Here is an 18,502-nt window from a genome sequence, read left to right on the forward strand (position 1 = left end):
TTGCTCTCCGCCGCGGTCAAGGGCGATCGTGAGGCCTTCGGCGCACTGCTGGAGCGCCACTATAACCGGATTCATGGCCTTGCCTGGCAGCTGACCGGATCGCGTGCCGATGCCGACGATATCGCCCAGGATGTCTGCTGCACTTTGGTCGAGAAGATCGCCGGCTTTCGGGGCGATGCCAAGTTCACCACCTGGCTGTGCAGCATCGTCTTCAACGCCTGTCGCGACCATCGCCGCCGCCGCCGGTCGTTCAGCGGCTTTACCGAACGGCTGGCGGTGCTTGCCGGCCTGACGCGCGGACCGGATGGCCGCGACCTGCACGATGCGATGTGGCTGAAGAGCGCGATCGCCCGGCTCAAGCCGGCGTACCGCGACGCGGCCGTGCTCGTCGCCGGCCAGCAGCTGACCCATGCCGAAGCTGCAGAGATATTGGGCGTCGCCGAAGCGACTGTCTCGTGGCGGATGCATGAGGTGAGGCGAATGCTGGCGGGGCAGGGTGACGGCGGGTGACTCAATGCGCGGGCATGACATTGCCATCGCGGCAAATATTGGCTTAAATAATTGAATTTATGTAATAACTACTCATAGATCACATAGGTGGAAATGTCAGCGTCCGCATGACATTTCCAACACGCCACCCGCGGCTATGAGCCGCCACTGACCTCCTCCGGGCACGGCAACACGTCCAATGTCCAGCGACTCACCCGCTCAATTCAAACGCCAGGCGGCAACCCCTATCCATCGGTCAGTCGTGGGAAATGATTCCGCCCGAAAATAATTTTCGGCCGGACCCAAGGATTCCCCGAGCCGCCGCGTCCCAGTGTCATGCGGACGATTGCGCGCCGCTGCCATCTGGGAGAATTCTATGCCCCGTTTACCCTCTTCGCTCCACCTGCGTCACGCCCTCGTCGCCGGGCTGGTCACCGTGCTTGTCGTGGCTTGCAGCGAAACCGGCAACCGCAAGGCCCCGGCAACCGCATCGGACCAGCCACAGGCGGCGCCTTCCGACCTTGTGGTGACCGCGGAACGCCGCGACGCGCTGCGCGCCGAGCTCGATGACGGGCGAGCCGGGGAAGAGGCATTTGCCTCGCCTTCCGCGCCGCCGCCGGGCATGACGGCCGACAAGATGATGGCGGCCTCGCGCTTTGCCGGCAATCTCGAGCCCGGCCCCGTCATGCCGCCGCCCTATCATGATGTCGGGCGCGACAAGTTCACCGCGGTCTCGCAGAACATATTCAAGGCCGTTCGGGAGGAGCCGGTTTCGACCTTCTCGATCGATGTCGACACCGCCTCCTATTCGTTCGTTCGCGCCTCGCTCAACCGCAATGTCCTGCCGCAGCCGGCCGCGGTGCGGACTGAGGAGCTGGTCAATTATTTCCCTTATAATTACGCAGCACCGCGGTCCGCCGAGCAGCCGTTCAGCACCAATGTCGCTGTGTTCCCGAGCCCCTGGACGGCGGGCCGCAAGCTCGTCCGGATCGGCATCAAGGGCTATGCGATTCAGCACGCGACCCGGCCGCGGGCCAATCTGGTTTTCCTGATCGACACCTCGGGCTCGATGAACGAGCCCAACAAGCTCCCTTTGGTGAAACAGTCGCTGTCGATGCTGGTCAACCAGCTGGACGGAAGTGACCGCGTCTCGATCGTCACTTATGCCGGTTACGCGGGCACTGCGCTGCCGCCGACGCGGGCAAGCGAGAAGGAGAAGATCCTGGCGGTGATCGACGGGCTCGGCGCCGGCGGCGGCACCGCGGGCGCCGAAGGTATTCGCCAGGCCTATGCGCTGGCCGAGCGGAATCTCGATCGCGAGGGCGTCAACCGCGTCATCCTGGCGACCGACGGCGATTTCAATATCGGCATCACCAACCAGGACGAGCTCAAGGGCTATATCGAGCGCGAGCGCGGCAAGGGCGTGTTCCTCTCCGTGCTCGGCTTCGGCATGGGCAATTACAATGACGCGCTGATGCAGACGCTGGCGCAGAACGGCAACGGCACCGCCGCCTATATCGACACGATCGGCGAGGCAAGAAAGACTCTGGTCGACGAAGCGAGCTCGACTCTGTTCCCGATCGCCAAGGACGTGAAGATCCAGGTCGAGTTCAACCCGGCGACCGTCTCCGAATATCGGCTGATCGGCTATGAGACCCGGATGCTGAACCGCGAGGATTTCGAGAATGACAAGGTCGACGCGGGTGATGTCGGTTCGGGTCAGACCGTGACCGCGCTCTACGAGGTTGTGCCGGTCGGCGGTCCGCGTGCGATCGGCGACCTGCGCTATTCGCGGCCTTCCCAGCCGGTGGCTCCGCAAGGCCGCGAATATGGCTTTGTGAAGATCCGCTACAAGCTGCCGAAATCGGACACCAGCCGGTTGATCTCGACCCCGATCGACCGGACGTCGGAAGCCCGAAGCTTCGACGATGCGCCGCAGGACGCGCGTTTCGCGACCGGCGTCGCGGCCTTTGCCGAGCTGTTGCGCGGCGGCAAGTACAGCGGATCGATGACCTATGACGATGTGCTGCGGGTGGCCCTCGGAGCGCGGGGCGAGGATGGCTTTGGCTATCGCTCCGAATTCGTCAGGCTCGTTCGCGCGGCGAAGTCGGCGGGAGCGCTCGCCCGGCTCGATCGTTAGAGGCAGCGGGTGCGGCGGCAGGGTGATGCCTGCCGTCGCACCCCTGGGCACCGATCATGCATTCGACCAGCCCGCAATAGCAGCTATAAGGCCGGCAGATGGTTTTCCGCTCTTCCCGCCGCGCCTCGTCGCCAGTGCTGCCGCTGCCGCCTCGCTGCGTTGATACGGGCCGCGCCTCGCGCGTGGCTGATAAGGGACCGGAATGAGCATCGATGGCGATATCTCGGCGGCTTTGCCCGAACCGCCACCGCCCAGGCCTGCCCGGCGCGACGCGGCGATCGCTGAAGCGCTGCGGCGCTTCGATGGGGGCGGGAGCGCGCCGCCTTTGGCCGATCGATCGCGCGCGCCGACGTCGACACCGTGGCGGGGGAGGATCGTTCGCCCGCAATTCGCCGCCTTCGCCACCGTCGCGCTGGTCGCATTGATCGGCCTGCCGATCTGGATGTCCGGCGATCACCAGTTCGGCAGCGTCAGCCCGGAGGCTCCGGCCGGTGCTCCTCACGCGCCCGCGGCGTCCGAGGCGGCTGCCGGGCTCCCGTCCGCGTCGCCCACATTGGCCGCGGACGGTGCGCCGGCAAACGCCCTCAAGCGTGAACCGTCATCATCATCGGCTGTCGCCGACAGCGCCAGCGCCAGCGAGGAGGCGCGTTGCGCGGGGGGCAAGTGCGCTACCCCGGTCGACGCCCTGCGCGCCAAGGCAAGCGACAAGCCGAATGTGGCGTCCTTTTCAGCCCCTCAGGCGCAGCTGGCCGAGGAAAAGCGGCTCGACAAGGACGTCTCTGTGCAGGGCAGAGTTGAGCTTGCCGATGCGGCGCCCCCGCCGCCTGCTGCCGCTCCTCCGCCGCCTCCCGCAAGCATCGCGCCGCCGCGATCGCCCGTGGCTGGTCGGATGGCCGAGGCCAACATATCCTCCGATGCCCGGGCCGAGGGATTCTCCCGTGACCTGGTGGTGACCGCGCAGCGGCGATCGACGGCAAAGCCGGCGAGTCGTGGCGACTGGAACGCGTGTACGGTGAACGATCCGAGCCGTCGCCTTGGCGGTTGCACGGCCCTGGTCGATCCCGCCGCGCCGGGCCCCGTCGGTCGCGCGGCCGCCCATGTCGCCGATGGCCTGTCGCGAGCGTGGCATAATGACCTCGACGGAGCGATTGCGGCCTTCGATCAGGCGATCGCTGTCTCGCCGCGGCTTTCCTTTGCCTATCTCAATCGTGGACTGGCCTATGCGCATAAGGGAGAGTTGAAGCGAGCGCTTGCCGACCTCGACCAGGCGGTACGCTATGGGCCGAACGCCGCGCGCAACTATTATGGCCGCAGCCTTGTTTGGCGGCAGCGCGGCGATGCGAAACGGGCCGAGGCGGACCAGGCTCGGGCCATTGCCCTGGACCGGCGATACGAGCCTTTGGTCAAGTAAACGCTGGCGGCTCAGCTGCCGCCGATCACGTTGATCGAGAAAGCGAGCACGCCCAGGTTGAACACGAACGCGGCAAGGCAATGGCCGATCGAGATACGGCGGATGCGCCAGGAGGTGATCTGGCAGTCCGATGTCTGGAAGGTCATGCCGAGGGTGAAGCTGAAATAGACGAAATCCCAGTAATCGGGCTCGTCGCAGCGCGGGATCTCGATGCCGCCGCTGTCGACGCCGGTGCCGTCGTCGAAATAATAGACATGGGCGTAATGCAGGGCATAGACCGTGTTGGAGAACAGCCAGGCGAGTATCAGCGTGGCGACGAGGAGCGCCGTCATGATCGCATTGCCCTTGCCGCCATGGATTTCGCTCGCGACCGAGACCAGCACCACCAGGGACACGAGTGCGGAGAGGCCGAGCAGCGAGGCGCGGTTGGCATCATTGTCCCTGGCATATCGGCGCATGTCGGCCGCCTCGCTGCCGAGCAGCGGAGCTACCAGCCCCAGGAACAGAGCGCTGGCGATGTCGAACGCGACCATCGTCCCAATGCCGACGCCGAGCCGCGGGATCAGAATGGCGAGGCCGATGATGAGCACGCCGACAAAGGCCACGAAACGCGGTGGAGCGATCTTCCTGCCCAGAGCGATGCCGGTGCGCGCTTTACCCATGAGCGGGGCCTAGCGCTTCACCGCCGCGTCGCATAGATAGCGCCGCCTTATGGCCCGTATCGAAACCCCCAAACGCATCCGCGGCACGCAGGATATCTTCGGCGACGAGCAACGCCGCTTCGCGCGCGTGCTCGAGGCGTTCGAGAAGGTGCGGCGGCTTTATTGCTTCCGCCGGCTCGAAATCCCGGTGTTCGAGGCGACCGAGGTCTTCTCCCGTTCGCTAGGTGAGACGACTGACGTCGTATCGAAGGAGATGTACACCTTCGAAGACAAGAGCCAGCGCTCAATTACGTTGCGGCCTGAATTCACCGCGGGGATCGCGCGCGCCTATCTGACCGAGGGCTGGCAGCAATATGCACCGCTGAAGCTCGCTATCGCCGGGCCGGTGTTCCGCTACGAGGCTCCGCAGGCGGGCCGCTATCGCCAGTTCCACCAGATCGACGCCGAGGTGATCGGCGCGGCCGAGCCGGCGGCTGATGTCGAGCTGCTGGTGCTGGCGGATCAGTTGCTCCGCGAACTCGGTATTTCGGACGGCGTGACGCTTCAGCTCAATACTTTGGGCGATGCCGAAACGCGGGATGCCTGGCGCGCCGCACTTGTCGCCCATTTCGAGCAGCATGCCGGCGATCTGTCCGAGGACAGCAAGACGCGCCTTGAGCGCAATCCGCTGCGGATCCTCGACAGCAAGGATCCGAAGGACCGGCCGATCGCCGATTCCGCGCCCGGCATCGACACCTATCTGACGGCCGAGGCGCGCTCGTTCTTCGAGCGTGTGACCAAGGGGCTCGACGCGGCCGGGGTGGCGTGGACGCGCAATGACCGGCTGGTGCGCGGGCTGGATTACTACCGCCACACCGCGTTCGAGTTCGTGACTGACCGGCTCGGCGCGCAGGGCACGGTGCTGGCGGGCGGGCGCTATGACGGGTTGATCGGGTCGCTCGGCGGGCCCGAGACGCCGGGCGTGGGCTGGGCAGCCGGCGTGGAGCGGCTGGCGATGTTGCTGGAGGAGCCGGCAGCCGAGCGGATCGACGCGGTGATCATTCCGATGGGCGAGGCGGCCGAGGCTCTGGCGATGGGTATCCTCGCGGACCTGCGTCGCGCGGGCATCGCGACCGACATGGCGTATCGCGGCAACATGAAGCGCCGCATGGCCAAGGCCGATGCACTGGGTGCGCGCTTCGCCGTGATCCTCGGCGACGACGAGCTCGCCAAGGGCGTCGCGTCAGTCAAGACGCTCGGTTCCGGCGAGCAGTCGCAGGTTGCGTTGGCTGATCTGGCCGGGGCGCTGCAAGCTTCATGACCACCATCTCCCCCGAACGGATCGCGCAGATCGAGGCGCGGCGCGATGAGTTGCAGGCGCAGATGGCGACCGGCGACCTGCCGTCCGATCGCTTTGTCGCCGTCTCCAAGGAATATGCCGAGCTCGAGCCGGTCGCGCGCGCGGCGAGCGAGGTGCAGCGCTTGCGGACTGAGCTCGAGACGCTTGCGCAGATGGAAGAGGATGGCGACGCCGAGATGCGGGCGATGGCGCGCGAGGAGATCGAGTCGATCCGATCGACCCTCCCTGATGCCGAGCGCGCGCTTGCCCTGTCGCTGCTGCCGCGCGATGCGGCCGACGAGCGCGCGGCGATGCTCGAGATCCGCGCCGGGACCGGCGGCGACGAGGCGGCTTTGTTCGCGGGCGATCTGTTCCGCATGTACCAGCGCTATGCCGAATCGCAGGGCTGGCGGGTCGAGCTGATCTCGGCCTCCTCTTCCGATTCGGGTGGTTTCAAGGAAGCGATCGCCTCGGTCGAGGGCAAGGGCGTGTTCGCCAGGCTCAAGTTCGAAAGCGGCGTCCACCGCGTCCAGCGCGTGCCCGTCACTGAGGCGGGCGGACGGATCCACACTTCAGCTGCCACCGTCGCGGTGCTGCCTGAGGCGGAAGAGGTCGATGTGAAGATCGACGACAAGGATCTGCGGATCGATATCTATCGGTCTTCGGGTCCGGGCGGGCAGTCCGTCAACACCACTGATTCGGCGGTGCGGATCGTGCATATCCCGACCGGGCTCGTCGTCATCCAGCAGGATGAGAAGTCGCAGCACAAGAACAAGGCGAAGGCGATGAAAGTGCTCCGCACCCGCCTGTACGAGCTCGAGCGCGACCGGTTGCACAGCGAGCGGGCGGGTGCGCGAAAATCGATGGTCGGGTCGGGGGATCGCTCGGAGCGGATCCGGACCTATAATTTCCCGGATGGAAGGGTGACCGATCACCGGATCGGCCTGACCTTGCACCGGCTGCCGGAAATTCTCGACGGCAAGATGGACGAGTTGATCGGGGCGCTGATCTCGGAGGACGAGGCTGAAAGGCTGGCGTCGCTTGATGCTTGATTTCTCCCCTCCCGCCTGCGGGAGGAGTGGCGCGGCTCTTGGCCCTGCCCGGGGGGCAGGGCTGCCGCGCCACTGGGAGCGGGCGCCCGGCCAATCACAAGCGGAGCGCGTGCGGTGAGCGGGAGCCCACCCCTCAATCCCCTCCCGCAAGCGGGAGGGGAGGTAAGAAGGGCGCTCACTGAAGTGGCCGGCGCCTTCGCTGGCGTTTCCGAAACCCCCCGCCTGGATGCCGAATTGCTGATGGCCCACGCCCTCGGCATCACGCGGGAAGCGCTGCTCCTCCGTCATCTCGACGACCCCGCCCCCGGAACCTTCGCCCCCCTCGTCACCCGCCGCCTCGCGCATGAGCCGATCGCCTATATCACCGGCACCCGTGCCTTCTGGACGATCGAGCTTCAGGTCGGGCCCGGTGTGCTGGTCCCGCGCGCCGACAGCGAGACATTGATCGAGGCGGCGCTCGAGCATTTTGCCGGGCGTTCACCAGCGACGATCCTCGATTTGGGGACCGGCCCGGGCACGCTGCTTTTGGCCGCGCTTGATCAATGGCCGCACGCCCATGGCCTCGGGATCGATTCGTTTGAGAAGGCGATCGACTACGCCGAGCTCAACGCGGACGACCTCGGGATGGAGAATCGGGCGCGTTTCAAGCTCGGTGACTGGGCAAAGGGCCTTCAAGGGCAGTTCGACCTTATCCTGTCGAACCCGCCTTATATCGGGACCAGCGAAACCTTACCTGCCGAGGTGCAGGGCTATGAGCCCGATATCGCCCTGTTCGCGGGTGCCGATGGCCTCGACGCCTATCGCATCATCGCGCCGCAGCTCCCCCGCCTGATCGCACCCGGCGGCGCTGCGATTCTCGAGATCGGTTCGACCCAGGCCGATGCGGTAACCGCGCTCCTTACCGCACAAGGCTTCTCTGTCGGCCTCCGTCACGATCTTGGCGGCAATCCCCGCGCGCTGGTCGTCACTTGAAAAGTCCCGAAATCGACACAATATTCCTCTTGGAGATTGGCCCGTCAGCCGCTATGAGCGGGGCAGGGGCACGCGTTTTCTTCATAACCGGTTGAAAACGGGCTGTTGCCCGCTCCCTTCGTCATGAAGTCGCTGTCGTCCGGCGACCGTGGCAGGCGCGTTTCGTCGATGGTCGGCGTGGACGAGCCAAGGGACATGCATCCACATTTCTGGAGCACGACCGAGTTGGTTTCGAAGGACAGGACAACAACACTTGATCAATAATCGTCAGGCCGGCCGCCGTCGCGGTCGTGGCGGGCAGCAACAGCGCCCGCAAGGTAACCCGGGCCGCCAGGATAATGGCAACCGGATCGACAACCGCGCGCGCGGCAATGCCGCCCAGTTGCTCGAGAAATACAAGACGCTGGCGCGAGACGCCCAGATGCAGGGCGACCGCGTCAACACTGAATATTATCTGCAGTTCGCGGACCATTATTTCCGCGTCCTCGCCGAGACGCGCTCGCGCTTCGAAGAGAACCGGCGCCAGAATGGCGGCGCTCCGTACGAGGAAGACGAGCAGGAATATGACGAGGACGGCGAGCCGATCGCGCGCCCGGAGCCTCGCGTCGCCGAGCCGCGCCAGTCTAACGGCAATGGCTATAATGGCGGCCAGAACGGCAATCAGGACAGGCAGGATCGCCAGGACCGGGGCAACCAGGATCGTGGCAATCGCCAGAACGAAGGCCCCAACGGCAACCAGCAATATGGGCAGCAGTCCGGACAGCAGCCAGGCCAATATGATGACGAGCGCCCGCGCTCGCGCAACAACGGCAATGGCTATGAGGGCAATAACGATCGTTATGCCCGCGACGATCGCAACGGGAATGACCGTAATGGCGGGGACCGCAACAACGGGGACCGCGGCAACCGTGCGCCTTATGCGCAGGATGACGAAGATCGCGCGCCGCGTCGTGAAGCGCGGCCCCAGCGGGAACAGGCCCAGCGCGAACAGATCCAGCGCGAAGCGCCGGTTCGTCAGGAGGCTCCTGCCGTCCAGGACGCAGCCCCCGAGCCGGCACCCGCAGCCCCGGAGCGTCCGCGCCGCGGCCGTCCGCCGCGCCGCGTGGTCGAGGAAGAGGCTCCCGCCATGTTCGAGGCCGATCTCCTGCCGCCGTCGCTGAACGTTTCAGCCGTGGTGCCCGACGAGGCCGAGGAAAAGCCCCGCCGTCGCCGTGGCCGTCCGCCAGCGAGCGAGACGACCTCGGCGAGCTGATCGACCGATAAGTTCGAAAAGGCCGGTTCCGCAGCAGCGGGGCCGGCCTTTTTCGTTGGGCGCGCAGGTAAGACAATCGGGAGTAGGCGACGCTATCTCTCGTCTTCGATTGACCTGCGAGCGCTTGCCCCTAGCATGGCCTAAATCATTGGGGAGGTGGCGATGCGTTTGTGGGTGGCAACGACGGCGCTTGTAGCATTGCCCTTGGTGGCTCAGGCTCAAACGGCTCCGCAAATTGCCCCGAGCGCCGATGTTCGGACGCCCAATGCTCAGGGCGACGTGGCGGTCACTATTTATCAGAACGGCCAGTCGCTGGTGCAGGATCTTCGCCAGCTCGATCTGGCGGCGGGCCGCACGCGGCAGGATTTTCCCGATGTGTCGGCGCAGATCCGCTCGGAGACGGTTACGCTGGCCGGCCCCGGCATCGGCATTGTCGAGCAGAATTTCGACTTCGATCTGCTGTCGCCCGACAAGCTGATGGAAAAGGCGGTTGGCTCAGTCGTCACGATCGTGCGCACCAACCCAGCGACGGGCGTCGAGACGCGCGAGCAGGCCAAGGTGCTGGCGGCCAATGGCGGCATCGTGCTCCAGATCGGCCAGCGGATCGAGGTGCTTCGCGATGACGGGCTGCCGGTGCGCGTGGTGTTCGACAAGGTGCCAGAGAATCTGCGTGCGCGGCCGACCTTGTCAGTCACGCTCCAGGTCGCGCGCGCCGGGCGGGTGCCAGCGACGCTCACTTATCTGACGCCCGGGCTCGGCTGGACCAGCGACTATGTCATGCTGTTCGACGAGGCAAAGGGTGCGGTCGACATGCAGGGCTGGGTCACGCTCACCAACAGCACCGGCACAACCTATCGCGACGCGAACGTGCTGCTGGTGGCGGGCAACCCCAATAGCGGGGCGCAGGGTTTCTCGCAGCTTGCCGATGCCCGGCTCGACCAGGCCGGAACCGAGACGAGCATCCATGAACGGCTCGGCAATTACTATATCTATCCGCTCGCCGATCGCACCACGATCGCCAATGCGCAGCAGAAGCAGGTGAGCTTCCTCGACGTGAAGGGGGCGCCGGGCCGCAAGGCCTATGAATGGACCAATGGCTGGCTCGGCACGAACGAGCAGCCGCGGAGCGCCTTGAGTGTGCTCAAATTCTCGACGTCGAAAAGTGGCGGGCTCGGCGATCAGCTCCCGGCGGGCACGATCCGCGTCTATATGCGCGACGCGCGCGGCGATCCGCAGTTCATCGGCGAAAATCGGATCGACGCCACGCCGATGGGATCGCAAATGTCGATCCGCACCGGCGAGGCGTTCGACGTGAAAGGCATGGCGGTGGTGGTCGAACGCAAGCGACTGTCGTCGAGCCGGTGGCGCACGACGATGCGCTATGATTTTACCAATGCCCGGCCCGAGCCGGTGACGATCGATTTCGCGCAGGACGGCTTGTGGGGCGATGTCCGGATCATCGAGCCGTCCGTCGCCGGCAATCGTATCTCCGCTGACCGGATGGAGTGGAAGGTGCCCGTGCCGGCCAATGGCAAGGCATCGCTCAGCGTGGTGTTCGACACGCGCTACTGACGATGCGGCGCCTGGCCCTTCTGATTGCCCTGCTCGCCGCCGCACCCGCGGCGGCGCAGACGGTCGTCGATTCGGAGCGGATCGATAAGGTGGCGGTCACGCTCTACCGCGACCCGGGCCGGGGTGAGGGAGCGATCAGCCCGCGCTGGCCCGGCGGCTATGCGCTGATCACTGAAACCCGGACGATTACCGTGCCGGTGGGTCGATCAGTGATCCGGTTCGAAGGCGTGTCGGAGGGGATGCTGCCGGAAAGCGCGATCGTCACCGGCTTGCCTAAACGGATAAACGAGAAGAATCGCGATGCGCGGCTGCTCTCGCCGGCGTCGCTGATCAACGCCTATCTGAAGCGGAGCGTCATCGTCACCAGCACTGATCGTGCGACGGGGAAGGTCAGGACGGAGGCGGCGGTGGTCCAGTCGGGGCCGCGCGGCGGGGTGTTGCTGACTACGGCCGATGGGGTTGAAGCGCTGGGGTGCTCGGGGCTGCCCGAATCTTTGTCCTATCCTGGGGTGCCCGAAGGGCTGTCCGCCAAGCCGACCCTGTCGGTGGTGACTGACAGCAGCGAGGCGGGGACCGTGACGGTGCAGCTTTCCTATCTTTCGCAGGGGTTCGATTGGGCAGCCAATTATGTCGCGCGCGTCGCCGAGGACGGCAGGACGCTCGACCTGTTCGCCTGGCTGACGGTCGCGAATGGCGGAAGCCAGGGCTTTGCCGATGCCGGCACCCAGGCGGTTGCAGGCGGGATTCACCGCGAGGCAGCCGCACGGTTGCCCAAGGCGCCGCCGCCCGAGCTCATCCTGCAATGCTGGCCGATGGACATCACCAGCACGCATCCGAAATGGGGTATCGACCGAATAGCTACTATAACCGCTATCACCGCTGACGAAATCGGGGCCCTTCCTGACAAAAGTATCTCGGAGGTCCTTCAGCGCGTGCCGGGCGTAGCCCTTATGAGGTTCGCGGCGCCCGAGCCACCGATGATGGCGCAGCAAGAGGAACTGGGCGACCTCAAGCTCTACCGTATCCCCGAACCTGTCACGATTGCGGCGCAAAGCAGCAAGCAGGTGGCGATGATCGACCGGAAGGGGATCCGCTTCGACCGCATCTATACCGCCGACTTCACTGCCGCAGGCTACGGCCAGCCAGGCGGGGGCAGGCCGGCGGCATTGGTCTTGAGGACGGAGAATCGCGACATCAACGGCCTTGGCCTGCCCTTGCCTGCAGGCCAGGTCGCGATCTTCGAAGCGGCTGGCGAAACGCGGATGCTGGTTGGCGAGAGCAACCTGAAAGATCGCGCGATTGGCGATGAGGTCGAGTTCGGTGCCGGCACGAGCAGTGATGTCCGTTACGCAATCACGTCGCAGGTTCGGACCCGAAAGCGCGCGCCCTATACCGTGCGCGTCACCAATGCGCGGCCGACGCCGGAGACGTTCGAGCTCGCAATGCCACCGGCCGGCATTGCCTCGATCAGCACGGCGCTGGTCGAACATAAGGGCCGCAAGGTCTGGAGGGTGATCGTCCCCGCCAATGGGGACGCGTCACTGAGTCTGGTGCTGAAGACGCGAGGCTGATGCGCGGCATCGCCATCCTGCTCGGCCTGCTCACCACCGCGACTACCGTCGCGGCACAGACGCTCGTTGTGTCGGCTCGGATCGATGCCGTGTCCGTCACCCTGTATCGCCAGCCCGGACGCGGCGAGGGCGCGATCAACCCACGCTGGCCTGGCGGTTATGCGCTGATCACCGAGACGCGGACGATCGCCGTGCCTGCCGGCCGATCAGTGATCCGGTTCGAAGGCGTATCCGAAGGAACCATGCCCGAGACGGCGATCGTCACCGGCTTGCCGAAGCCAATCAACGAGAAGAATCGCGATGCGCGGCTGCTGTCGCCGGCGGCGCTGGTCAACGCCTATCTCAAGCGCAGCGTCACCATCACCCGCACCAACCGGGCGACCGGCGCGGTGAAGGTGGAGGACGCGGTCATCCAGGCCGGCCCGGGCGGCGGCGTCGTGCTGACGACAGCGCACGGCGTCGAGGCGCTCGGCTGCTCGGGCCTTCCCGAGCGGCTCTCCTATCCGGGCGTGCCAGACGATCTGTCGGCCAGACCGACCCTCTCAGTCGTGACCGACAGCGCGGTGGCGACCACTGCGACGGTGCAGCTTTCCTATCTCGCCCAGGGTTTCGACTGGGCCGCCAATTATGTCGCGCGCGTAGGGGCGGACGGCAAGACGCTCGACCTGTTCGCCTGGCTGACGGTCGCCAATGGTGGCAGCCAGGGCTTTACCGGTGCCAACACGCAGGCGGTCGCCGGCCGACTGCACCGCGAACCGACCCGCCTGCTGCCTACGGGGCCTCCACCCGCGCTTCACCTCGAATGCTGGCCGATGGACATCACCAGCACCCACCCCAAATGGAGCATTGATCGCGCCCCGCCGGAGCCGCGGATTCTCGTGCGCGAATCGTTCATGATCGTTGACAGCATATCGCGCCGGAACAGAAGGAAGATACTCCCGCCGCCGCCCCCGCCACCCCCGCCGCCGCCCCCGCCGCCGTCCGACATGATGACGCAGCAGGAGGATTTGGGCGACCTCAAGCTGTACCGCATTCCCGAGCCAGTCACGGTTGCCGCCCAAAGCCGCAAGCAGGTCAAGATGATCGATCGCAAAGGCGTGCCGTTCGAGAGGATTTATACCGGTGACTTCAACGCCTCGATCTATACACCGCCCGGCGAGATGCCGAGCCGACCGGCTGCCCTGATATTACGGACCGAGAACCGCGACACCAAAGGCCTTGGCCTCGCCTTGCCGGCCGGCGCAGTGGCGGTTTTCGAGGCCGCTCGGGGCGCGCCGATGCTCGTCGCTGAGAGCAATCTGGCCGATCGCGCGATCGGGGAGGAGGTTGAGTTCGGCGCCGGGATGAGCACCGATCTGCGCTATATCATCGTCGCCCGGCCGCGAACCGGCAGGCGAGCGCCCTTCACCGTCCGCGTCACCAATGCCCGGGCGACTCCTGAAATCTTCGAGCTGGCGCTGCCGCTCAGGATCGCGTCGACTGACAGCGCCCTGGTGGAACGCAAGGGCCGCAAGGTCTGGCGGATAACCGTGCCGGCGAACGGCGCCGCTTCGCTCAACATCGCGCTCGACAGGCGAGGCTGATGCTCGGCCATACCGTCCGGCGGTGCAGTCTCCTCCTGCCTTTGTCGATCGCCGCTGCGCTTCCGGCTGCGGCGCAGACGATTGTCATATCCGACCGGGTCGATGCCGCATCGGTGACGCTCTACCCCGACCGCGGACGCAATGGGCGTGCTATCGATTCGAGCTGGCCAGGCGGCTATGCGCTGATCACCGAGACGCGGACAATCAGCCTGCCCGCCGGTCGAGCGATCCTCCGCTTCGAAGGCGTCGCTGAGGGGATGCTCCCCGAAACCGCCATCGTGACCGGTCTGCCGCGCGGGGTGAGGGAGAAAAATCGCGATCTGCGGCTGCTCTCGCCCGCCGGCCTGATCGACGCGTATCTGAAGCGGAGCGTCACCGTCACCCGGACCAGTCGCGCTACGGGGAAGGTCTCGGTGGAGGATGCAATCATTCAAGCGGGCCCGGGCGGTGGTGTTGTGTTGACCACTGCCGAAGGGGTTGAGGCGCTCGGCTGTTCAGGCCTCCCCGAAGCATTGTCCTATCCGAGCGTGCCTGACGATCTCTTCGCCAGACCAACGCTCTCGGTCGTGACCGAGAGCGTTGCGCCCGCGACCGCGACTATTCAGCTATCCTATCTGTCCCAGGGCTTCGACTGGTCCGCCAACTATGTCGCCAGCATCGCCGATGATGGCAAGACACTCGATCTGTTTGCCTGGATGACGGTGGCGAATGGCGGCAGCCAGGGCTTTTCCGGCGCGCGGACCCAGGCGATTGCCGGCGCGCCGAACACGGAGGGTAGTCGGTCGCAGCCCGAGGGGCCGACGCCCGAGCTGCATCTTCAATGCTGGCCGATGGATATTACGAGCACGCATGATCGCTGGGCCATTGCCAAACCGCCGCCGCCGCCGTCACCGGATTTTGTGGTGGGGGAATATTCCGACATTGTCGTCACTGGGACACGCTTTCGGGCGATGGCCATGGCAACGCCGGTCGCGGTCGCGGTGGTGATGGTGGCGACTCAGGAGGAGTTGGGCGACCTCAAGCTCTACCGCATCCCCGAGCCTGTTACTGTGGCGGCGCGGAGCCGGAAGCAGGTAGCGATGATCGACCGCCGCAAGATTCGCTTCGACCGGATCTACACCGCTCGTTTTGACGACTTCGACTATAACGAGCATGATGCCGGGCTCGAAAGCAGCCCGAGCGACCTGGTGTTGCGAACCGAAAATCGCGAGAGGAAAGGCCTTGGCCTGCCGCTTCCCGGTGGCAGTGTCGCGCTGTTCGAGAAGGCCGGTGGAGCGCCCCTTTTGATCTATGAAAGCCAGCTCGACGATCGCGCGATCGGTGAGGACGTCGAGTTGCAGGCGGGCGCGAGCAGCGATGTCCGCTATCGGATCGTGGCGCGGCCCCCGGCGGAGGGGCTCAGGCCTTTTGCGATTCGGGTCACCAATGCGCGGGATAAGCCGCAACGCTTCGAATTCATGATTCCCTACCCTGTTGTTTCGGCAAGCGAGAAGCTGGTCGAACAAAAGGGCAGCAGGATGTGGCGGGTGACGGTGCCTGCCGATGGCGAGGCGAAGCTCGATTTTGCGCTGAAGTTGGAGGTCGAGCGCTAACGGGCATCGCGCGAGACTTATTCGCGGTGATCCACCGACTCGTCATGCCCGCTGCCCGAGCTCAGGAACACCAGCCCCATCAGCGCCGATGCCATCAGCACCGATCCGCCGATGCCTCCGATCGCCGCCAGGATCGCGATCAGGTTGAGCGGACCGTAGAAGTGATTGAGCGCCACCGCGGCCACGATGCCGGCGATTAGAGACAATAGGCTCATCCAAAGCATGATGCGCCGATACCGGCCCCAGGCAAAAGCCGCGTATTCGGTGTCATCAAGCCCGGGTTTGCGTTCGCTCATGCTTCCCATTGCTCGCCAAACGTGGAATCCTCAAGCGCCTCAACGGACTCGGGAAAAAACCGATCCACGCAGGAGGAGTAAGGTCGATGACGATAGCAGCGATCCTGAGCGGGAAGGGGCGCGAAGTGGTTTCGGTCACTGCGCACCAGAGCGTGGCTGAGGCGGTCGCATTGCTTGCCGACCGACGAATCGGCGCGCTGCCGGTGATGGACGGTCCCTCGGTCAGCGGCATCTTTTCCGAGCGCGACGTGATCCACGCGTTGAAGAGTCATGGCGCGGCTGCGCTCGACCTCAAGGTCGGTGAGGTGATGACCGCGCCTGCGATCACGGTCGGGCCGGGCGAAGCCGCGATCGGCGCGCTCTCGCTGATGACGCGACGGCGAATCCGTCATCTGCCGGTGGTCGAGGGCGGGCGGGTGATCGGCGTCGTCTCGATCGGTGACCTCGTCAAATACCGCATCGATCGGATCGAGGCGGATGCCGAGGCGATGCGGAGCTATATACAGTCAGCCTAGGAGCGGCGTCCCTGAAGATCAGGGTCGTTTCCGTTGCCGACGATGAGAAAGACATAGCGGCTTTCCGCTGCGATCATTCCAGTTAGCGCAGCTATGGGCGCGGTTGAATCACGGTGCCAGCGGCAGTCGCTTCGAGCGCGTCGGTTGGAAATGTCATGCGGGTGCTGACACTTTTCGTCTGTACAGAACATTGTACAGGTCGGACTCTATCCGCACGTCAGAAGCCGCTCGCCGGCGCCGTGGCAGGAAGCGGACGGTGCCGGACGATCGCGATCAGCTCGCGCACGACCTGGCGTGAGAAGGCGAGCAGCCAGCCACCATAGACCAGGCCGCCGATCGCAACGAGAATCGCCAGCCTTGGCAAGGGATGGAGGGGCGGCAAGGCCCGGTCTGCGACACTTACCGCCACCGCCATTGCCAGCGCGGCCAGCAAGGCGGGGGCTATCGCGTCGGCGACTGAGCGAACATTAGTGCCGATCACGGGGAGTGCCCGCCACATGCTGATCGCGAGATAGACTGGATAAGCGCAGATCCATGCCGCCGCGAGGCCAGTCGGTCCCCAGCGCACTCCGATCAGGAAGCCGATCGCCAGCACGACCGACCCGGCCGCGCCGTTGCGCACGCCGATTCCCGGATAGCCGCGCGCGTCGCAGGCAGGCTGGAGCAGAACCTGGAGCGTCATGAACGGCATCGCCAGTGCGAGCAGATGGACGACGGGAATCGCCTCGCGCCATTTCTCCCCCAAAGCGGTCAGCACCAGCGGCTCCGCGGTCGCGGCGAGGCCGAAGTAGAAGGGCAGGGCGGCGATCATGATGATCGCCACGCTGCGGTTGAACGCAGTCGCCACCGCCTGTGTATCGTGCTGGATCCGCGCATAGGCGGAAAAAGCCACCTCGTTCAGCGGCGGCACGAATTTCGAGACGAAGATCTGGGTGAGGAACAGGCCGGTCGTATAGATGCCGAGCATATGCGCGGTGAAATAGCGGCCGGCGATGAACACATCGGCCTGGCTCTGCGCGAACCAGAAGAGCTGGCCCGCGGCCATGATCCCGCCATAGCGGGCGATATTGCCCGCGCCGCGGAAATCGAAGCTCGGCCAGACCAGCGAGTTCGCGGCGATCGTCATGCCGATCGCGCGGATCGTGAAAAACATGATCGGCGCGAACACAAGCGTCCACACACCGAAGCCGCCAAGCGCGCCGCCAAGCGCCGTGCTCGCGCTGCCGATCGACGCGATGATGTTGACCCGCGCCTGCAGCCGGAAATCCATCGACCGGGAAAGGAGCGCTGCCGGCAGCGCTATAAAGGGGGTGGCGAGATAGAGCAGCGCCTGCACCCGGAGCATATCGGCAACGATCGGCTGCCGATAATAAGCCGCGGCAAGCGGGGCGAGCAGGAACTGCGCTGCACCCAGCGAGACGTTGAGCAACAGCAGCATGCCGAACAGCTGGCGAATCTCGCGCTGGCCGATCTCCTTCTGCTGGATGAGCCCGCTGGCCAGACCATAGCCATTGAGCATGTTGAGGAAGACCAGGATCACCTGCGTCATCGCGAACAGGCCGTAATCCGAAGGGGCCAGGATCCGAATCACGAGGAAGGTCGCCGCCCATTGCACCAGCTGAGCGAGGATCTGGCTGCCCGAACGCCATATAATCGCGCTCCTGACCTGCTTCTTGAGCGAGTCAAACTCGTGATTCGGGGGTGATTCGGCCGATTCCATGGTCCAAACACCCTGCGCCAAAGGGTCTTTCAGAGCCGTAAACCGCAGATTTCCGCGGGTTTCGGGGGTGAGTGTAAGAAAATTGCAAAAAGGCGTTGACGGTAAAAGGAAGCCCACCTAAATGAGCTCCACCGCAGCGACGGACCAGACGGTTCGCTTCTGCAGTCACCATAAACCAGGCGCCAGACCGCCCCACTAAAAAGGGGATTGGTAAGGCGTCGGGCTTTTGCGCTCTTTGACATTGTCGGTTTAGATGAAGGGACATGTGGGCGGCGGCCCCGGGTCTGGCATTCAAGGTGCCAGGTGCTCGGTTAAATTAGGTCGTTACTCGCAAGTCCTTCACGTATCCATACGTAA

General features: G+C 65.1%; 15 protein-coding genes. 12 read left to right on the plus strand and 3 right to left on the minus strand.

Annotated features, from left to right (window positions below; genetic code table 11):
* The 3 genes from AC1DVS_RS04830 to AC1DVS_RS04840 all read left to right on the plus strand — a co-directional run bounded on the left by AC1DVS_RS04830 (position 1) and on the right by AC1DVS_RS04840 (position 4,040).
* Positions 1 to 510 (plus strand): RNA polymerase sigma factor, encoded by a 510-nt coding sequence (locus tag AC1DVS_RS04830; protein WP_478020722.1) that lies wholly within the window; start codon positions 1 to 3, stop codon positions 508 to 510.
* Between the two features lie 355 nt (positions 511 to 865).
* The gene (locus AC1DVS_RS04835) at positions 866 to 2,629 is read left to right on the plus strand and encodes a vWA domain-containing protein (RefSeq protein ID WP_478020724.1); all 1,764 of its coding nucleotides are present in this window, start codon (positions 866 to 868) and stop codon (positions 2,627 to 2,629) included.
* A 202-nt stretch (positions 2,630 to 2,831) separates the two neighbouring features.
* Entirely contained in the window at positions 2,832 to 4,040 is a 1,209-nt protein-coding gene (locus AC1DVS_RS04840; protein ID WP_478020726.1) for a tetratricopeptide repeat protein, read from the plus strand.
* An 11-nt stretch (positions 4,041 to 4,051) separates the two neighbouring features.
* Here the strand turns inward: AC1DVS_RS04840 and AC1DVS_RS04845 are convergent, their stop codons facing one another.
* Positions 4,052 to 4,702 (minus strand): DUF1345 domain-containing protein, encoded by a 651-nt coding sequence (locus AC1DVS_RS04845; protein ID WP_478020727.1) that lies wholly within the window; start codon positions 4,700 to 4,702, stop codon positions 4,052 to 4,054.
* A gap of 49 nt (positions 4,703 to 4,751) precedes the next feature.
* Here AC1DVS_RS04845 and hisS point away from each other — a divergent pair, with 49 nt between their 5' ends.
* The 8 genes from hisS (at position 4,752) to AC1DVS_RS04885 (ending at position 15,614) form a co-directional block, all read left to right on the plus strand.
* A complete protein-coding gene (gene hisS, locus AC1DVS_RS04850) occupies positions 4,752 to 6,002 on the plus strand; it encodes a histidine--tRNA ligase (protein ID WP_478020729.1) in 1,251 nt (416 codons plus the stop codon).
* Entirely contained in the window at positions 5,999 to 7,072 is a 1,074-nt protein-coding gene (prfA, locus tag AC1DVS_RS04855) for a peptide chain release factor 1 (RefSeq protein ID WP_478020730.1), read from the plus strand. Before hisS ends, prfA begins: the two co-directional genes overlap by 4 nt.
* A 183-nt stretch (positions 7,073 to 7,255) precedes the next feature.
* On the plus strand, positions 7,256 to 8,044 hold the full coding sequence (gene prmC, locus AC1DVS_RS04860; protein ID WP_478020732.1) for a peptide chain release factor N(5)-glutamine methyltransferase: 789 nt from the start codon (positions 7,256 to 7,258) through the stop codon (positions 8,042 to 8,044).
* A gap of 253 nt (positions 8,045 to 8,297) precedes the next feature.
* Complete coding sequence (locus AC1DVS_RS04865) at positions 8,298 to 9,296, plus strand: DUF4167 domain-containing protein (RefSeq protein WP_478020733.1); 999 nt, start codon at positions 8,298 to 8,300, stop codon at positions 9,294 to 9,296.
* A gap of 162 nt (positions 9,297 to 9,458) precedes the next feature.
* On the plus strand, positions 9,459 to 10,868 hold the full coding sequence (locus AC1DVS_RS04870) for a DUF4139 domain-containing protein (RefSeq protein WP_478020734.1): 1,410 nt from the start codon (positions 9,459 to 9,461) through the stop codon (positions 10,866 to 10,868).
* Positions 10,869 to 10,870: 2 nt separating this feature from the next.
* Positions 10,871 to 12,439, plus strand: coding sequence for a DUF4139 domain-containing protein (locus AC1DVS_RS04875; RefSeq protein WP_478020735.1), 1,569 nt, complete (start codon positions 10,871 to 10,873; stop codon positions 12,437 to 12,439).
* Positions 12,439 to 14,022, plus strand: coding sequence for a DUF4139 domain-containing protein (locus AC1DVS_RS04880; protein ID WP_478020736.1), 1,584 nt, complete (start codon positions 12,439 to 12,441; stop codon positions 14,020 to 14,022). The genes AC1DVS_RS04875 and AC1DVS_RS04880 overlap by 1 nt, the downstream gene beginning before the upstream one ends.
* Entirely contained in the window at positions 14,022 to 15,614 is a 1,593-nt protein-coding gene (locus tag AC1DVS_RS04885; protein ID WP_478020738.1) for a DUF4139 domain-containing protein, read from the plus strand. The genes AC1DVS_RS04880 and AC1DVS_RS04885 overlap by 1 nt, the downstream gene beginning before the upstream one ends.
* Positions 15,615 to 15,631: 17 nt before the next feature.
* On the opposite strand, the gene AC1DVS_RS04890 is transcribed toward AC1DVS_RS04885, so the two are convergent.
* Complete coding sequence (locus AC1DVS_RS04890) at positions 15,632 to 15,910, minus strand: hypothetical protein (protein ID WP_478020739.1); 279 nt, start codon at positions 15,908 to 15,910, stop codon at positions 15,632 to 15,634.
* Between the two features lie 86 nt (positions 15,911 to 15,996).
* Between AC1DVS_RS04890 and AC1DVS_RS04895 the strand changes: the two genes are divergently transcribed.
* Positions 15,997 to 16,425 (plus strand): CBS domain-containing protein, encoded by a 429-nt coding sequence (locus tag AC1DVS_RS04895; RefSeq protein WP_478020740.1) that lies wholly within the window; start codon positions 15,997 to 15,999, stop codon positions 16,423 to 16,425.
* Positions 16,426 to 16,642: 217 nt separating this feature from the next.
* Here AC1DVS_RS04895 and AC1DVS_RS04900 read toward each other — a convergent pair whose 3' ends face one another.
* Positions 16,643 to 18,145, minus strand: a complete 1,503-nt coding sequence (locus tag AC1DVS_RS04900; protein ID WP_478020741.1) for a lipopolysaccharide biosynthesis protein — start codon at positions 18,143 to 18,145, stop codon at positions 16,643 to 16,645.
* Positions 18,146 to 18,502 lie beyond the last annotated feature (357 nt).

The organism is Sphingomonas sp. P3_C5, from assembly GCF_056402635.1.